Genomic DNA, 17,967 nt, shown 5'->3' with positions numbered 1-17,967 from the left:
GAGATAAACAAGTTTTTCACTACTTGTAGTGGTTGTAACGGTAATATACTCTCCATTGCTACTGAATGTAGTGCTTGATGGAATAGTGAAAGCATCAGTATTAATCCCATAGAAGAAACAATCTTCAATAGCGTATATTTCTGATGAAAAAGTACCAACCTCAGCCTTAAACTCAATATCACCAACACCCATGGAATTATACAATTTATCCGCCTTACCAGTACCATCAGTATTAACAATATCAATCAAATTATGAAAGACATAAGTTCCAGATGCAGAAAAAACACTTGAAAAATCAAAATCATATGAGGATAAATCCTCATAATGAGTATTATCATAAACATCAGTATACATCAAAAGATTATCCTGAAACCTAACATCAACATAATCACCAGCACCATCAATAACATAAGTACCATTATCATAAACAGTAAGACCGGCATCACTCAATTTAAGATAACTTGCATTGTCACCTACTTTAACACTCATAACTGACCCAGACTCACGAGAAATCGCAAAAGCATCACCCACTACACTCGGATAATGTGAGTCCTGACTGGTCCAAAACTGCACAGGTTCATCACTTGCTGCAACAGGATTATCGTTGCTATCAAGTAATTGCACTCTTAAAGTTGCAGTATCAGCATCTTTATGTGAAAGAATTGTTTTTCCATCAACCTCAGTAATACTGCATTTTGTGTATGCGGCATTAACAGTAACCGGACTTGAATAAGCACTGTTATATGTTGCATCACCTGCATAATAAGCTCGAAGTGTGTAACCTGCATAACTTCTCACTAACTCAGATATTTCACCATCACTATTTGTTAAAGTTGATACGATAACATTATCTGATGAATCAAGGACTTGTAAAGTAACACCAGATAATCCCACACCTTCATATTTTATTGATGCTTCAATGTCAATAATGTCAAGACCAGCAACTCTGCGACTTGCAGATAATGCTAATACAGGTATTTTCTTTGAAACAATCAGATTAACAGTATTTGAAGTTAAATCATTTGGATTCTTACAAGTAATACTATGAGTTCCTGAAACACTTGGAGTGAAATTGAATGTCGCAACACCGTACTCATTTGTGTTACTGGAACCAAGTAATGTTTCACCATCATAGAAACGAATTTCCTGATTACTCATTGGTATTCCAGTCTCATCAAGATATGTTGCTGTTAAAATTGCAGTTTCACCAATTGTTAAACTTGAAATGTTACTGGATAATATCAGACTTTCATTTACTTTGATGATGTGTTGATCATGAACTATATTGACTGTTGCATCAAAACCAATAACATGATCCAAATCCAATGTTTCAAATGGTATGTTTACAGGTGTTCCATATTGTAATGTAATTGTTAATGGTGTTACTGTTATGTTGTCTGTACTGGCATCTGTGCAGACATTAACATCACTTATGCTGTATACTTTCATTTTTATGGTGTATGTACTGTTTCTGAACCGTGGATTGATTAATGTTATTGTTCCGATGTTGGTTAATGTTTCATTTGTGATTAGTATTCCGTTATCAACGATTGTTGTACTTTCTAAGTTAAAGAGGTAATCTGCGTATTTTCCATGCACGGTGGAATTTTTAATTTGGATTTCCTCTTGGAATGGGTAATTTTGTTTTAATCTGTATACTAATGCGTTAAATTCTTGCATGTTTAATGCATCATTGATTTGTTTGTAACCAGTTAATTTTATTAGTCTGCTAAACTCATCATCGTCTGAAACGAAATCATAATAAGTTTCCTCAGTATTTTTATTTGCGATTATGCATTTGTTTTCAAGGATTTTATCATTATTGTTGCTTGATGTGATTTCTTTACAATAGAATAATGGATATATCCTGTAAATACTGTCTGTAATGATTGTTTCAACTATGAATAAATCACTGGATAGTATTTCTGTTAAACTTAAACTTATGTTTTTTATATTTAATCCGTGGAAGTATTGTAATTCAGGATTGGTTATGTCTGTAAAATACATTTTATATTCCCTCCCAATCAATCTTGTTAATTGTATTTTCGCTTTGCCAGTCTGCACGAGTTACAACAGCATTTGTCTTATACACCCAGTCTGTACCGGTTACACAATAACAGATGCTTTCATTTTCTTTATCTTCAACTGGACTTGTAAAGACACAAGTTTCAATTTGCGGATAATAATATTTAGCAAAGACATGACTTTGATTTCTGTAATTTTCAAAGAATGGTAATTTATTATCCTCTTGCAGACTTTCATGTGTTGCTGTGTTGATTGTTGCTGTTAATCCACATCGGATTAATGCTTGTGCAAATCCTATGTTGATTTGATTTTCACATAATGTATTGTCTTGATAATCTATGTCAAAGATACTGTTTGTGATTTCAGCATCACCATCTGTCTGATAAAGGAATGCTGGATTGTCTTTATCAACATAAGTTAAATCATTATTCAAGTATTTGCAGTTATCCACGGTTAATTGTCCACCATGGAATATTGCACTATGGTTGTTAATGAATGTGCAATCGTTTATTCTGGTTGTGAAATCTGAGTCTACGCTTAAACTTTCCAAGTCTACATCACAAAAGATGCAGGAACCGAGATTGTTATAGTCTGCTGCAATGTTGTTTGTGAATTTTACTTTTGTCAGTTCTAATATTGAGTTTTCTTTTTGTATTATTGCAGGACTACCTATATTAAGTTCTGCATTTTCAAGGATTAATTTAACCCCTTCATTTAAAATGATTGAATGATTGTTTAAAGTTAATTTGTTATCCTCACCATACACTATTACATCACTACTAATCTGAATATTTGAAGTTAAACCAAGGTCTGCATCAAGTTTCAAAACCTTAATACCCAAAGCCAATTGAGTCATCAAATCAACTTCATTACCAATAGTAACATACTCACAAGGAATAATAATATCAAACACACCATTATTCACATAAGTATTAGATGTAACTTTTAAACTAACTTTAACACTATTAGTATCCAATTTATTAGTTAAATCCAAATCAAAACAATAATCCTCAATATCATCATCATAAGTAACCGGCAATACAGCATCACCATATACTATTTCCATATTCAAAGGAGTATCATCAACCATACTACCACCAGGTAAATATTTCTGATCAACTCCTAACGGAATGTGATTAATTTTACCGGCAAGACAATTATTATTAAAGTTAAATACTAAATCAGTTTTCTTTAATAAAATCATTAAAAAACTATTGTCACCTCTATAAAGACCTAAATTCATTATAGTATAACTACTTGCCCTTTGTCCCATTGGATTTATCTTTTTAATACTTTTTCTTGTACCCAACTCATCTTTTGTAACTAAAATATATTTATCAATTGGAATAAAAAATCCAGTGCATTTTAATATACTAAAATTATCATGATAACTGCACAAATACAAATACAACTGAATATTATCATAAGTTGTAGTAATAATTAATTTATTATTGACAATCTCAACAGAACCAGGGTACACAACATCTCCATTAAACCATGAAAACCTGCCAGTCCAAAGACTATTACTAATATCAAAACTAAAATAATGATTATCACCACTAACAGTATGTGAAACTTTCACAAAATCATACTGCACTTCCGAAAACTCATCAGTACCAATCAAACTTGTATCAACAACAAAAAACTCATTAACAAAAGTATTAATATCTATTGTATTAATATCTTCAACAGTTAAAAAACCAGTCATATTTTATTCCACCTCTGTAACAATTCCAGTAATCTTGTCAATGCTGAAACATCGACCTTTCAATTCCAGATAAAAATCATTACTCCTTTCCACAACTTGACTAAGAATGCTAATGAAATCAATATCAAATTGCTCCTCATAATCAAATTGTAAACGGAGTTGAGTCACTAAATCCTCATCAGTAAACAAAGGACTCACAACCATGTTAAACCACTCCCAAGGGCAAATTTTTTACTTAAAATATTCTTTGTCTGCTCATCAGCAATACACATAAAACCCTCATGCAAATACTCATTATCCGAAGTTAAAGTATTATTATGAGGATTAAAATTAGCAACATTCTTAAATAATGTTAAACCATAAACATCAATTAAATACCTTGTAGTTAAATGACCCAATCGTTCATAAACAATTCTCTCACGATAATCAGTATCAGACTCATCAATCTGCCTATAAACACTATAATCAGTACCTATAACATCAAGATAAGCACCTTCTGCCTCACTAAGAAACACATTACTGAAAAAATCATTATTATAATATTCATCTAACCAAGCACCAACCGTTTTATCAATAACCTTACTTGCCGGATTATTCATATCCTTTAAACTACAATTATCAGCCAAACGATTAATAATGCCCTCACCAAAATCAGACATAATATCCCTATGCTCCTACAATATTTTGATTAATTAAAACAGTACCTAACCTTAAAACACCATTAGCTGCCGGACTAACTGTTGTAATCTCATCAGTATCACCAGTAACAAAACATTGCACACCTTCAACAAAATTCAAATCCTGCAATGCTGAATACAAACCATTACGAGTTAAACTCTCATCAATATACAAACCAGTATATTCAAGTCCATCACTTGTGGTTCCACCATCAAAATAACAACCTAATAATTCCTTAATAAGATTATTATCAATTAAGTTTTCAACATCAAGATTAACAGTTAAATTCACCATCGTATATGTTGGTTTATCAACACTAAATTTATGATCAAGTACAATATTCTCAGCCATAGTGAACTGCACAAGAACCTGCATAAGTATGTCCTCAGGAGTTTCTTTTACATTACCATTCACCAATACGATTTTAGTATACTTCGGTTCCTGGTTATCTGTATCATCAATGAGTTTTACATCATGCACACCATCAACAGACTCAGCAAGGTTCTCATAATATCCAAGACTGCCGAAAGTGTCCTGACGAATGAAACCTAATAATCTCTCACGATAAACATCGTCCTCTTCATAATCAGTTCCACCCGTAAAATCTTCAAGATTAGTACATGTTACACTTTCATCAACATTCTCATCATCAAGAACTGTTAAAGTATTAGCAGGGATATTCCCTTCGGTTCCCACAGTTAAACAAGTACAATACACTTCACTTGATGTGTCACCTGCGATAATTGTGCATTCAGTATCTGTTTCAAATTCTAATCCGAGTTCTGAATCAACAATTACAGTTTCCTCAGGAATTACAATATCCTCAGTTACCGCTTCCGGTATGCTGAATGTCACTAAACCTATTGCCTCTTGACCCTCATCACGAGGCAAGTTAATTAATGGATTAGCACCGTGTAAATCTAACCATTCACCATAACTGGTTGTTATGAATGCAATCTTAGATAACTCATATTGGTCTTCCATTAAAGTATATAAATCAACAGCTATGGATTCTAAAAGATTTCTTATTTCAGAACCCTCATTGAAATCAGTTACCTTAGTTTCTCCGATTTCTAATTTTTCATTATAATAATCAATCATCTGTTGAACTAAAATAGTTCTGCTTATTTCATTTCCGACAATATTATAAAAACTTTCATCAGTTATTGGCAATGTCCACACCACCATCTTCACTTATAACAAGATTTAAATTAAATTCGGAGTCCTCATCATAATATAAAGTTAAATAGGTGTTGATTTCACCAACACTATTATATTGTAACTCTATATCATAATTTAAAATCCTTGGTTCTGCATCTAAACAGTTACTAATTTCTAATTTCATGAAATCCAAAGTATCTTTATCATGTTTCCAACCAATGAAACCGGTTAAAACACTCCCATAATCCATATAGTATAAACCAAGACTATTCAGATTATTATTCAAACGATTAAGAATACTTTGAACGAGATTATCCTCATCAGAAATCAACACTAAATCTCCATCTTTAAATTCCCAGTTATTGTTGAAATCAGTACCTAAATCATCAATGTCCTCCACTATTCTCACCTCGTTCACTGGCATATAAACCAGGGCAAGACTCAACAAAATTATTGTTTTGGAAAATATGTCCGTCCTCACCAATGCGGAATACATAAAAACCATCAACAACCTCATAGTTTTCAACAACCTCATCTAAATCAACAGAACCAGTTTCTTTAACAATAACTTTGTCTCTAAGTTCCCTTTTAACAACATCTTTATCAAACATATACTATGCAACCTCACTTTTCATTATTTATTAAATTTTGCACCGTTGTATTCCTTATGACGAATTCCTGATCTATAACACAAGTCGGCAGTTTTCCATTTACCACCTATTTTAACACCATTTAGATAATGACCTTCAACATGGTAAATAACACAAGGTATATTCTGCACATCACAACATGCCTTGAACAATCTTGCTCTTTCAGCACAATTTAAACTCTTTGGGTGTTTGAAAGCATCAGATGCACATTTGTACTTGCAATCATTATAAGATGGAACTGTTGTTGGAATAATAGTGCATAATTTTTTATAAACTTCCTTTGCAGTTTTGCATTTCTTAACAAACTTATGATAATTGGTTCCGGTTTTACCAATGGTTCCCTGAGCAAGTTTAGATTCTGATTTATTCAGTAATTTACTAATGTTAATTCTACCGGATTTTGTCGCAAGATAATAACTGTCATGACAATGTCCTTTACCATCACTTCTTTTGCTTAGACCATTATCTTTTTTAACCTTAGTTTTCTTACTCTGTGATGTAGTTTTATTAGATTTATTATTCTTATTCACTGCATCATCATATGCTTTCAGAAATGCCCTGTAATTATCCTTATACTTACTGATTGAACTTCCGAACGGGTTTAACTCTAAATCCATTGTGAATTTATTACCATCATTGTTAATGGTTGTGCCTTCAATATACCATCTGTTTAATTGATAACCGCTAAATCTAGAATAACTACTGTTTAAAACACTTGCAATAGTTGTGAAATTACTTAAATCAAACTCTTGTGGCAATTCAGTCCATAAAAACATGTTGGTATGCACATTCTTTAAAACCGGATTTCCCAACGGAACAGTAATGCTTAATTTCAGCAAGTCACGGACACTATCTTGAATCTGCTCAGATGCCTTAGCTTTTTCCAAAGCAACATTATTTGCAACATTACTGGAAACAACAGTTTTAGTTGTTTTAGTTTTTGCAGTTGGATTATTCTTTTTGAAACCAGGGAAATGAGCTGCAATTTCTTTTGCATTCTTACCATTAGCAATACCTATACCTGCATTTAATAGTTTTTTACGAGGATTACTCCAACCTTTAAAACTTGAAGGTGAAAAATTGTCATCATGAGCACGGACAAGCCATGTTAATTTATCGTTTAGTTTAGCACCACCGGGTCTTTCTAAATGTCCGATAACCATACTGGCATTTCGTTTCTTTAAGATGTTATGATAATGACTGCTGTAACATTGCTCTTTAAGTGTTCCGGCACATAATCCGCCATATAATGTGAAATAAATACCGTTCTTTTTAACTTTGGTAATGTCATTGTAATGTGTACTTGGTCCTATTCCACCGACAGTTACCTTATATCCTCTTTTCCTGAGGAGTTTGGCAATGTCATTCATGAGTTTTTTATCAGCACTTTTGCTATTAATATTATCAGTATTCATGTATACATGAATGCCTGACCCTTCTTTTCCCACGGTTTTTGTTGAAGTAACCGTTTTTTTAATCTTAGTGGTTTCATTTGGGTTATTAATACTGGTTGATATGTCACCAAAGAATGCAGATAAATCTAATTTAAGTAATGTTTGACTGGAATAGAACTTATTAACTTTCAAATCATCATTGCGGTTTACCTGCACACCAGTTATGATGTTTGTTGTGTCAAATGTGAATTTCCTATTAGCAACCTCTGCGGTTGTTAAGTATAATCCACCACTTAACCAATCTGCCTTGCTGAATGGTTCAATATGTAATATTCCATACTGGTCAAAATAAACATCAATGTAATGGCCACTTGCAAAGATAATATCCCTTATAGCTTCAATATAGGTAGTGTTACGGATAATTAACCTACTGGTATTTTTCATTACATTGCCTTTAATACCATTATTCCAGAACCCTTGATCATACATTGTCAATGGTTTCAGACCGGATAATGTTTCTTTCCATGCAGGATTTTTCCTTGTTTTAGTGCTTGCTTTGTTAATGCCTACTCGTCCACCAGTCATTAAAAAGATTAATACTTGGTAATAAGTCTGTTTGGCATTTCCTTTCACTAATTCAAACTTGCCTTGATATTTACGGGACCAGTCTTGACATTGATATTCATATAAACCAGTGTCCTCATCATAATCGACTTTCAGGATTAATCCTCCAAAGTTTTCATGATAAGGTGAAATAATCATTACACAGAAAACACCGGTTGTCAGGTCAAGATATTGTGGACTGGTGAATGTTGCAGTTTTTTGTCGCATATCAGTTTCTTTTATCTGATATTTGCTCCAATGAATATTATTCATACCATTTATTGCATTTTTAGTTAAGTGTAATGCATTTGCATTTACCATTCTACCAATGAGAATATAAGACTGGTTTTGCACGAGATTAACATTATAATAAGTTTTTTCAACTGTTTTTGTTAAAGCCATAAACCTTTACACCACCCTTATTTGCATAATGCTTTTAAAGTTGCAGCATTAACCTTACCAGTGACTTTGAGTTTCTTTTTAGGTTTTTTCTTATTATATGCCTTTTGAAACTTCTTAACTGCATTTTTAGTGTCCTTGGTGAATGTGGTGTCCTTGCCGTTTTTAATCATTGCCTTATATTTCTTTTTGGACAAATACCCTTTGCTTGACAAGACAGTATTCAGATAACCAACACATTTATTTTTCAATTTATATTTCAATTTTTTTGTTTTACATTGACTTAACTTCCATGATGGAGTTGAATGTAATTTTGCAGTTTCAAACTTCTTTAATGCTTTTAAAACATTAGTATTAGTGTTTTTATATTTATAAGTCACTAATGGAGTGTAAGTTATAAACTTTAATTTCCAAACAGTATGAGTATCATAAACCTGTTTCCTTGAATCATTACCAATAATAATGTAAGTATCATTGGGAATGTCAATAGCATCAGTAACAACCCAAATCGGTTCCATATTATTAATCCAATCAGATAATTGTTTAGTAACCTTAACATTATTCCATAACTCATCACGACCAATGATAACTTCAATTTCAAAAGTTATACCTGTACTGCCGTTATTAAAAAAATGCTTATACAGTAAACCAGTATTAACATCACGGTTTAAATCAGTGATATTAATATTCAAATCAGGTTTAACATTAAAACCATTATCACTAATAACATGCAAGTTAATTGCATTACTCACATCATTATTAACAACAAGGTTTTTAGCTAAAATTTTAAAATAATTCATAATCTACACACTCCTTCCGGCAGTTGTATTATTCCACATGAAATAATCCCGTATAACACCAATTATTTCATCAACTCTTTCCTGTTTATCAACACTACCAATGTTTAATGTTAAATTCACTGTTGTGCCTTGACTGTTATCATCAGAACCAGTACCATTAGCAGTTGTATTGAAATCAAATGTTGGAGTTCCAAAACTATTAACCATATTCCTTGCAACAGAACCCATATCAAAATTAAATCGTCTTGGTGCATCTTCCATTGCTTTTAATTCGCCTTCAAATGCATCATACATAAGACCCGGTGAATGCTCACCTGAACCAGTAATCCAACCGATAACCATTCCAGCACCACCAGCAGTTAAGATGTTTGCAATTCTCATTGCGAAATCTGATGCCATTTGCAACATCTTATTTAACTCACCTAATAATCTTCCAGGTAATGAACTTATCCATGACATGAATCCATTGACTGCATTAACTGCTCCGTTTATCATTCTTTGACTGAAATTATTACCGAAACCTAATGCTCGTGCAAGGACATTAATAAATATTATTCCTAATTGTGCAGGTAATGTTGCGATAAATGCTAATACACGGATAATTGTATCCATTACTTGATTTCCGGTTAATTCTACATTTGCAGGTAGTAAACCACCAAGTGTTGTGATATAAGTCCATACTTGTTGCAAACCAGATATGATCCAATTGACAAAATTAGCAACTGTGGTGTATATGATTTGCCCAACCATAACAAATGTTGCACCAAGATTATTTACAGCATTCCGTACTTGCTCATTATTAAAGTATAAGTAAACAAGTAATCCTATCAGAAATGCGATTGCTAATGCAACAATCATAACTGGATTCGCTGACATTGCAGCATTTAATAACCATTGTCCTGCCGCTGCGATTTTACTTGTTAATCCGAAAGTTTGCAGTAATGTGATAATACCATTTATTCCAACTGCGAAACTACCGACTTGACCTAATAATCCTATTACACTTGTTAAGGGTGAAATGATTGGTGCAAATGTTAAGCTCATATCTTCCCATGCTGCGCCTAATTGGTCCACAAGGGTTTTGTGTTCTGCTTCCTCATTTGCTAGTTCTTGTAATTGTCCTTCATATTGTCCGGTTAGTTGTGTTGCATTTTCAATACTTCCTGCTTGTAATCCTAATGCTTGTTCTAATGCCCTGGTATCACCGTTGGATTCTTTCAATGCCTCATTTAATCCTGACAGTGCTGCTTTTCCACCACCGAATTTTTGTGTTGCACCGGCAATGATTACTGATGCTTGGTCTACATTGAACCCTAATTCTTTAAATTGTGCATCATATTTACGGAGGAAATTATAATAGTTGTCCATTCCACCAACAGTGTTTGAATTAGCATAAGCCAGTGCATTAAAACTTGATGAAACATTATTCATATCTACACCAAGAACACTTAACTCTTGACCGAGACTATTTACACGACCGGCACCCATTCCAAAAGCATCATTAATCTTATCCAAGTCAGTAGCAGATTGTGCAAGGTTACCACTTGAAACTCCAATCTGGTCCAATGACTTGACATACATCATTGCCTCTTCCTGTGGGAATGTAGCATTACTGATATATGAAATCATACTCCGGAGTTGTGGTTCTGCAATACCTGTCTGAGTAGCCAATTGACCAACGGTAATTGATGCAGTATTCATCTCTTGACTTAAACCCTCTGCCTCCGCAGCAATACCACTAATCTGCTCAGCAGCACCAAGCAGACTTGCACCTTCAATTACACCAAGACTTTGATTTAACTCATCAGACTCAGTTTGTGCATTATCAAGACTATCACCTAATGCATCTGCACTTGTACCGGCATCATCTAATCCTGAACTGTCAATTGAACTTGTACTGCTACTTAACTCATCTGCACTTGTAGCCGCATCTTCCAAAGATGTGCTTGCACTATCAGATGCAGTACCTATCTCATCAACACCAGATGATAATTCGGACATACTGGCACTTGCACTGTCAGCATTAGCTTGCAACTCTTGAACTGCACTTGACAAATCAGTAATCGGTGTTTTATCCGCTTCCGTATTAATCCGAATATTTAACTCATTTGTAGCCATAACTTTTAACCTACCGTTAATATTGCATCTTGTTTGGATTTAAATTTCCAAACAACTGTTCTCATTGCATGAATACTTGAAACTTGTAATGGTGTTAAACCACGCATTTCACCATTGTTTAGCTTGTAACCGGACAAGTATAATTCTGACAAGTAACCATACTGTCCGTTTTCAATATCTAAAACCCCACCAATTCTTTAACCAGTTCTTTTTGCTCTGCCTCATCTTGTTTGATTCCAGATACTTCACAGATTAGTTTGAAAATATTATCTGCCACACCACCAGGCATTGATGAGATGAGGTCTTTTGGGAATTCTGATCCATCTCTTTTGAATAAGCATTTGCTGAGTATGAGATTTGTTAAATCAGTTTTTTTTCTTTTGAATGTTAAGACTGATTTATTCCATTCCTCTATTGTAACTGGTCTTATTTGTGCTCCGACTTTTTTTATTCCATTTTTGGTTGGGAAATCGACTGTGATGTCGATTTTGGTGTCTTTGCCTTCAAGTATTAATACATCTAAATCGTATATTTCCTCTTCTTGTGAAAGGTATTCTAATTCTTTTTCTTGTTTAGTTTTCTTTGCCATAAATATTAATCCTCCATTTGATTAAAGTTAATTGTTAATCGTGATGTCTTGTTTTAATTAAAAGACAATTCCATTATCGTTGATATACTCTAAATAATCATATAAAAATAAAAAAAATATGTATACTAAACATATAAGAAAAAAAGTTTAAAAAAAATATTTTAAGAAACACCAAAAAAAGTGTTTCTTATTCATACTTCCTTTCCCTACGAGCAGCACGGAACTTCAAATTCTCAACAGTCTGCTCATCAGGATTAATCTCATAGTCATTACCATCAGTTAAACAATCATAGAAATTATCCACAACAGTATAAACCTCGTCACCCGCTTGAATAGTCTCACGGACAGTAACCATCTCAGGTTTAGCTAACATACCCTCAACAGTTTCAGACAATTCCTTATGAGTTGCCATATCCTCATACCTAACCTTTGAAATCTCAATAGACCATGGTATTTTATCAGAACCCTGAGTAATGACACCATCAAAAGTTGATGTACTTGATGAGTTAGTTTCAGGAGATGCTTTAATCCCTGTACCGTACATCATCTTTTTACCTTTAATAATAACTTCCTTATCAGCCATACTTATTCAACCTCGATTCTAACATACACATTAATAGTTGTAATGACACCAGCAAACAAGAGACTGTCAATATAAACTTCCACGCAATCAACATCAGTTTTAGCAACACTATAATTAATGTCCTCTAATAAATCTAATGTATTAACGCATAAGTCTTTAACACGGTCCACTTCTTGCTTAATTTCATTCAAAGTCTTAGGTTTGTTTTTATCACCAAGGAACTCATGTAATGCAAATTGTTTCACCACATAATCCCTTACACGATTAATATACAAGTCATAACCGTTTGGTTGCTCACTATTCATAACAACATAACGGTCATTAGCACGGTCTTGACATTTAACAGTAGTAATACCTGCTTCCAATAACTTTTTACCGCTTCCACCAGTTTCAAAACTTAACTCAGGAGTTACACCGGTAATCCCTTCAACAGTTTTCATGGTGAAACTATTACCAACATTCATACCTGCGACTAATCCACAATAATATGCTGCACTTTCCAATGCAGATAAAGTAGAGTCACCAATAATGAATTGTTGAGTTAATAAACCATAACAGAAATCACCTGCTAACGCTGCACTTGCAACATTCGCATCATCACTTACACCAGTTAAAGCACCGATATAACCAGCAGGGAATTTCATCTGGAAACATTTTTGTAAATACTGGTCAATCATTGGAATAAAAGTATCAGATAAAGGAGCGGCAATAAATAATATATCCCAGTCCTCACCTTTAATTTTAGCCAAAGAACTGGTTAAATTATCAACAGTAATGTCTTTATGTACAGTTTGACCTTCTTTTGTAGTTACATTAACACATAAAAGACTAGATGCACCTTTAAACAAATAAGGAACTACCGCACAACCATTATAAGATGTGTCAGTACCAAATGCTTCCTGAGCATCACCAACAGTAGCAAACAATTGCGGGTCAGTTTCAGTGGAATCAAAAGCACCAATCACTGCAATTTTACCACTCATTCCCGGTCTGTTAATCAATTGTGTTTTCTTTAAAAAAATATTAACACTTGGAACCTTAGCAGTCATAATAATCCTTTAATCTCCCATTTTAATTTTTTTGAACTTATCAAGAACTTTATCAAATTCCTTTTTATCTTGAATTTTTAGATCATTCCTTTCAATGTAAAATTTGAATCCAACTTTTAACATGTCCGGAACTTCTAAATTTTCAATTTCAGTTATATAATCAAAATCATTCTCTTTTTTTGACATATAAAATCATTCCAGTTTCATTTTATCCAAAATCACTCTGCAAACTTTATAATCCTCATCAGAAACAGTAAAATCAACAGGTTCGGTTGTGCATTGAACCATGATATGACCTCTTGTTAAAACATAATCACGGTTGAACTCAGGATTAATATTCCTGATGACTGGTTTGTTTGGGAATTTATCAATGTTATTCATGATAACACGGCAAATTTCCTTGCTAACAGTTTTAATCAAGGTTATAGCTTCCTCATAATCCCCTTGCTTTGTAACAATTAATATTTCAACAAGGTCACGGAACTGTGAAAACTCATAACCAGTCTGATTATTTTCACTTGATACACAAGCAATAAAAATACTGTTAGACTCTTCCGCAACTCTTTTATTGGGATACTGAATAAGGAAATCAGATAACAAACTATCAGGATTATTGGTTTGCTCATCAAGTAATAAATCAAAAATAATATTATCAGTAGACAACATAAAAAATCAGTTTCTATTAATAGCAATATTCACTTTCCTTAACATTATCTCCTCGGCAATCTGACTTGTACGGTCAAATGCAGGAGCAACAAATGGACGAGGTCGAGCAGGACCCGCACTTTTACGGAAAACCAATTCACCAGATGGTGCATAAAATGCTAATGCTTTTGCACGGATTGGATAAACTGGTCCTCTGCCGAATTCTAAGGCCATTGGGTAAATGTGATTGATGGTTGTACCGACAAGATAAGTGTACTCATCAACCTCCTCAGCATAAATGCTTGATGCTAACATACCACTTGGATTGTCGCATGCTTCACTTATGATTTGGTCTTGAAAACTACGGTTTCGCTCTGCAATGTCCTGAACACCTTCTTGACTTCCTTCATGAATGCCTGTGATTAATTTATCAACATAATCAACTGCATCATCAAAGATTCCATCAATGTCCTCTGTTTCAAGTAGGAATTTTAAATCCTCTAATTCTGTTGTATCGACCTCGACACTAATTTCTGTGTCAAGTTCGTCCCATGCACCCATAAAAAAGATTCTCCTTTCACACCATAAAAAAAATAAAGTAAGATTTTTTTTTAAAATTCAGTATGCATAGAAACCATAAGACTTAGAGGGTTTTAACATTTCCTTAGCTTGAATAATAAGTGAATCTCCATAACCAATAGTTACAGACTCATCAATATTATCATTACTGCGTATATTATATTTCCGCCAAAGCAAACCGGCAGTCCATAAGATTAATGCTGTATCTACACTCATTAACTGCATAAGTTGAGTTTCATTTAACTGAGTATATGCACATGCATAATCTTTGGCAGTACCGTAAAAATGAATGATCTCATCAGCAGCTATTTTCTTATTATACTTTGTAGCTGCTAATTCTGTATCATCTAATACCCACCCATCTAATTTTAATAAGGTTTGTGAAATGATTTCAGACTCTTCCATTTTCAAATCACCTATTTCTTTAAAAAAAGAAAAAAAAGATGTTTTTTTATCCAGTTGCAGTTAATGTAATTGACATAGTAGTTGTTTCGGTGGTAATGTCCTCAGTAGCAGTGTAATCCTCATAACCCTCACAAGTTACACTAACAGCTACACCAGTACCAACAGCTACACCACTTACTGTACAACCGCCACTTGAACCAGTACCATTAGCACATGATTTACCACCAATAGTGACAACAGCACCTTGAACTGGACTAGTACCATCAGTTACAGTAACATTAATATCTACGGTTTCAGTAGTTTCTTCTGTATTAGCGGAGGATTGATTAGTCTCCGCTCCCGCTGGGAGTAACAACTTTTGCAGCTAAAACATCTTTATTCCATAAGATTAAAGTGTCAAAGTACACATCAACAGATGACAAGTATGCTTTATGGTCATGCTCATAACTGTTCTCGGAAGTGATTTCATCAAGGAAACCAAACACAATGGATTCAGGGTCTGCTAATAATATTTGTTCGCCCCAATCATTTTCCGGAGTGTCAAGGAAATCAGCAACAACAACAGGAGTGTTCCAAATGGATAATTCACCACCGTGGAAGTATAATCTGTCACCCTCACCAGTTTCCCTTGCATCTGCCTCTTCAACAAGTAAACCGTAAACTAAATTGGAAACATAGAATTTAGCATTAGACCTGTTTCCTTTTTGTATGGAATACTGAGTAAGCATTTTCTTTAATTGTGGAATGAAAGGTTTAGTGGAATCAATGTCAGTAAAGTAACCCATAGGTTCTTGTTTGACTGAGGTTGGGTCTGCTTGTTCAGCCGCATCATATGCAGTTTTAACAGCAGTTAATTGTTGGAAAATACCATCAAGGTGGTCCATACCATCTTGTGTTGCACCTGATGCTTTTTTAATTCCATACATACCAATTGCTTCGGCAGATACACCTGCTCTTTCTGCAAGTATTGCTTCCATTCTTGGTAAGAATGATGCTTTTTCAATGTTTTCAAGTAAGAATGTTTTTGCAGTCCATGTAAAAGCACTGAAAGGAACAGCGATTAATGAGTTTCTGCTGAACTCAGGTACAACCTCATCAAGGGCAGTAGTATAATCATCAGTTAATTGTGCATCTTTTGGTTTACCGGTAGATGCAGTTAATCTGCCCATGTATTGTAATCTTGCTTTTACTCTGAGGTATGAAATATCATACTCTTTTGCGTCCATTACAATAAATCTGCATTCATTAATAATACTGGTTTGATTATCAACATGAACGAGGAAATTATCTGCTTCGGTCTGTTGTTTCCAACCAGGGTTATATACACCATTTTGTTTGTTTGGGTCATTTGCCCATTTTAATATGAATGGGTCACCATTCACAATGTTTTCTCTTGTAATAACAGTAGACATGTTTTATCAGCTCAATTTAATTATTTTTTTTATAAAAGATTTAATTTTTAATTTTACAACCGAATTCGTTTCTACCAGATTTTTTATAGAAATTACTTGAAACTTCCGGTGTCTCAACATTCTCGTTTTTAACGGTTTGTCTTTTGTTGATTTCAACATCAGTCTCAGTGGTTTCTTCGGTTTCCTCTGATTGCTCTTCAACTGGTTCAGTTTCAGTCTCTACTTCCTCAGTTTCTTCGGGAGTTTCATTTTTATTAACTTCAACCTCCTCAGTTTTAGGAGCACCCATTTTCTCAAATGCAGATGTAATACCAGTAGCTACTGCCTCTGGGATTTTTTGTAACAATTCTGCATTACTAATATCAGCAGTTTCATTTTTATTCACTTCAACCGGTTCAGTTTCAACAGTATTTTCAGTTTCTGTTTTAACTGGTTCGGTTTCAGTAGCTCTTTTATTAATGCCGAATTTATCCATTATCCTTTCCCATGCAGAAACGGATAAGGTTTCGTCACCAACATTTTCAGTTTTATTTTGCTCTGACATATTCTCAACCTCTTTCGCATTCTTATTAATGTAGACATTATAATCCATTACTTCCAAACCGTACATATTGCTTGGTTTATCAACAAAAGAAATAAACAAGGGTATTACTTCTTCTGCGTCATCTAAATCACGGTAATTTATTGATTTATTAATAAACCAAAATTTTTGAGTTAAAGCAATATCTGAAACACTACCAAGACTTAAACCGGTAATGTTTCCATCAAGAATGGATTGTATAATCTCCTCATTAGTTATCTTAAAAGTTGCTAACCATGAACCAGCAGGTGCGATTTTACCTGCAATAATAGTGTCTGCTTCACTAATCCAATTTGCCAATACATCGACACCCTCGTTTCTTATACGGGTGTGCATGGTATCGGTATCACGGTTGATGTATTTAGTGAAGATTTTCTTAATGTCCTGTTTGTTCAGGACATCGTTTTCATGGTCTGGTATCCCGTTCGGGATTACAACACCAGTTACATATAATTCGTTCATAAAAATTTCAACTCAAAAAAGTGGATCATGGTTTTAGTAATCGAATACTTTAATCTCAGAAACATTAAAAAAAATTAAGAAATAATAAAATGTAAAAAAATTGATTTATTTTTTTTTTAATTTTCTG

At 33.7% G+C, this 17,967-nt stretch carries 21 protein-coding genes; all 21 read right to left on the bottom strand.

What is annotated here, in order from left to right:
* Positions 1 to 2,007 (bottom strand): Ig-like domain-containing protein (locus IJ258_RS05520; protein ID WP_292804126.1); only part of this gene is annotated, 2,007 nt, incomplete at its 3' end.
* A 1-nt stretch (position 2,008) separates the two neighbouring features.
* Positions 2,009 to 3,733, bottom strand: coding sequence for a hypothetical protein (locus IJ258_RS05515; protein ID WP_292804124.1), 1,725 nt, complete (start codon positions 3,731 to 3,733; stop codon positions 2,009 to 2,011).
* Positions 3,734 to 3,736: 3 nt separating this feature from the next.
* Positions 3,737 to 3,937 carry a hypothetical protein gene (locus IJ258_RS05510; protein ID WP_292804122.1) on the bottom strand — a complete coding sequence of 67 codons (201 nt, stop codon included), beginning with the start codon at positions 3,935 to 3,937 and terminating at the stop codon, positions 3,737 to 3,739.
* On the bottom strand, positions 3,928 to 4,392 hold the full coding sequence (locus IJ258_RS05505) for a hypothetical protein (RefSeq protein ID WP_292804119.1): 465 nt from the start codon (positions 4,390 to 4,392) through the stop codon (positions 3,928 to 3,930). Before IJ258_RS05505 ends, IJ258_RS05510 begins: the two co-directional genes overlap by 10 nt.
* A 7-nt stretch (positions 4,393 to 4,399) precedes the next feature.
* Positions 4,400 to 5,584, bottom strand: coding sequence for a baseplate J/gp47 family protein (locus IJ258_RS05500; RefSeq protein ID WP_292804117.1), 1,185 nt, complete (start codon positions 5,582 to 5,584; stop codon positions 4,400 to 4,402).
* Complete coding sequence (locus IJ258_RS05495; RefSeq protein ID WP_292804116.1) at positions 5,571 to 5,996, bottom strand: hypothetical protein; 426 nt, start codon at positions 5,994 to 5,996, stop codon at positions 5,571 to 5,573. Before IJ258_RS05495 ends, IJ258_RS05500 begins: the two co-directional genes overlap by 14 nt.
* Positions 5,959 to 6,183: a hypothetical protein gene (locus IJ258_RS05490; protein ID WP_292804114.1), complete on the bottom strand. Its 225-nt coding sequence runs from the start codon at positions 6,181 to 6,183 to the stop codon at positions 5,959 to 5,961. The genes IJ258_RS05495 and IJ258_RS05490 overlap by 38 nt, the downstream gene beginning before the upstream one ends.
* Before the next feature lie 23 nt (positions 6,184 to 6,206).
* The gene (locus IJ258_RS05485; RefSeq protein ID WP_292804112.1) at positions 6,207 to 8,621 is read right to left on the bottom strand and encodes a hypothetical protein; all 2,415 of its coding nucleotides are present in this window, start codon (positions 8,619 to 8,621) and stop codon (positions 6,207 to 6,209) included.
* Between the two features lie 17 nt (positions 8,622 to 8,638).
* Positions 8,639 to 9,418 carry a peptidoglycan-binding domain-containing protein gene (locus IJ258_RS05480; RefSeq protein ID WP_292804110.1) on the bottom strand — a complete coding sequence of 260 codons (780 nt, stop codon included), beginning with the start codon at positions 9,416 to 9,418 and terminating at the stop codon, positions 8,639 to 8,641.
* A gap of 3 nt (positions 9,419 to 9,421) precedes the next feature.
* Entirely contained in the window at positions 9,422 to 11,536 is a 2,115-nt protein-coding gene (locus IJ258_RS05475; protein WP_292804108.1) for a phage tail tape measure protein, read from the bottom strand.
* Positions 11,537 to 11,541: 5 nt separating this feature from the next.
* Entirely contained in the window at positions 11,542 to 11,688 is a 147-nt protein-coding gene (locus IJ258_RS05470; protein ID WP_292804106.1) for a hypothetical protein, read from the bottom strand.
* Positions 11,689 to 11,714: 26 nt separating this feature from the next.
* Positions 11,715 to 12,125, bottom strand: coding sequence for a hypothetical protein (locus IJ258_RS05465; protein WP_292804104.1), 411 nt, complete (start codon positions 12,123 to 12,125; stop codon positions 11,715 to 11,717).
* A gap of 187 nt (positions 12,126 to 12,312) precedes the next feature.
* Entirely contained in the window at positions 12,313 to 12,708 is a 396-nt protein-coding gene (locus IJ258_RS05460) for a hypothetical protein (RefSeq protein ID WP_292804102.1), read from the bottom strand.
* A 2-nt stretch (positions 12,709 to 12,710) separates the two neighbouring features.
* Positions 12,711 to 13,757 (bottom strand): phage tail sheath subtilisin-like domain-containing protein, encoded by a 1,047-nt coding sequence (locus IJ258_RS05455; protein WP_292804100.1) that lies wholly within the window; start codon positions 13,755 to 13,757, stop codon positions 12,711 to 12,713.
* Between the two features lie 9 nt (positions 13,758 to 13,766).
* Positions 13,767 to 13,943 (bottom strand): hypothetical protein, encoded by a 177-nt coding sequence (locus IJ258_RS05450; protein WP_292804098.1) that lies wholly within the window; start codon positions 13,941 to 13,943, stop codon positions 13,767 to 13,769.
* A 6-nt stretch (positions 13,944 to 13,949) separates the two neighbouring features.
* Positions 13,950 to 14,423: a hypothetical protein gene (locus IJ258_RS05445; protein ID WP_292804096.1), complete on the bottom strand. Its 474-nt coding sequence runs from the start codon at positions 14,421 to 14,423 to the stop codon at positions 13,950 to 13,952.
* Positions 14,424 to 14,429: 6 nt separating this feature from the next.
* Entirely contained in the window at positions 14,430 to 14,963 is a 534-nt protein-coding gene (locus IJ258_RS05440) for a hypothetical protein (RefSeq protein ID WP_292804094.1), read from the bottom strand.
* A gap of 57 nt (positions 14,964 to 15,020) precedes the next feature.
* Positions 15,021 to 15,386, bottom strand: coding sequence for a hypothetical protein (locus tag IJ258_RS05435; RefSeq protein ID WP_292804092.1), 366 nt, complete (start codon positions 15,384 to 15,386; stop codon positions 15,021 to 15,023).
* 46 nt (positions 15,387 to 15,432) lie between these two features.
* Entirely contained in the window at positions 15,433 to 15,741 is a 309-nt protein-coding gene (locus IJ258_RS05430; RefSeq protein WP_292804090.1) for a hypothetical protein, read from the bottom strand.
* Positions 15,713 to 16,798 carry a hypothetical protein gene (locus IJ258_RS05425; RefSeq protein ID WP_292804087.1) on the bottom strand — a complete coding sequence of 362 codons (1,086 nt, stop codon included), beginning with the start codon at positions 16,796 to 16,798 and terminating at the stop codon, positions 15,713 to 15,715. Before IJ258_RS05425 ends, IJ258_RS05430 begins: the two co-directional genes overlap by 29 nt.
* Positions 16,799 to 16,838: 40 nt before the next feature.
* Positions 16,839 to 17,840: an XkdF-like putative serine protease domain-containing protein gene (locus IJ258_RS05420; RefSeq protein WP_292804085.1), complete on the bottom strand. Its 1,002-nt coding sequence runs from the start codon at positions 17,838 to 17,840 to the stop codon at positions 16,839 to 16,841.
* Between the last annotated feature and the right edge of the window lie 127 nt (positions 17,841 to 17,967).

The organism is Methanobrevibacter sp. (assembly GCF_017468685.1).
Taxonomy (GTDB): Archaea; Methanobacteriota; Methanobacteria; order Methanobacteriales; family Methanobacteriaceae; genus Methanocatella.
The sequence above is the reverse complement of the archived record's forward strand: the minus strand, read 5'-3'. Positions and strand labels throughout refer to the sequence as shown.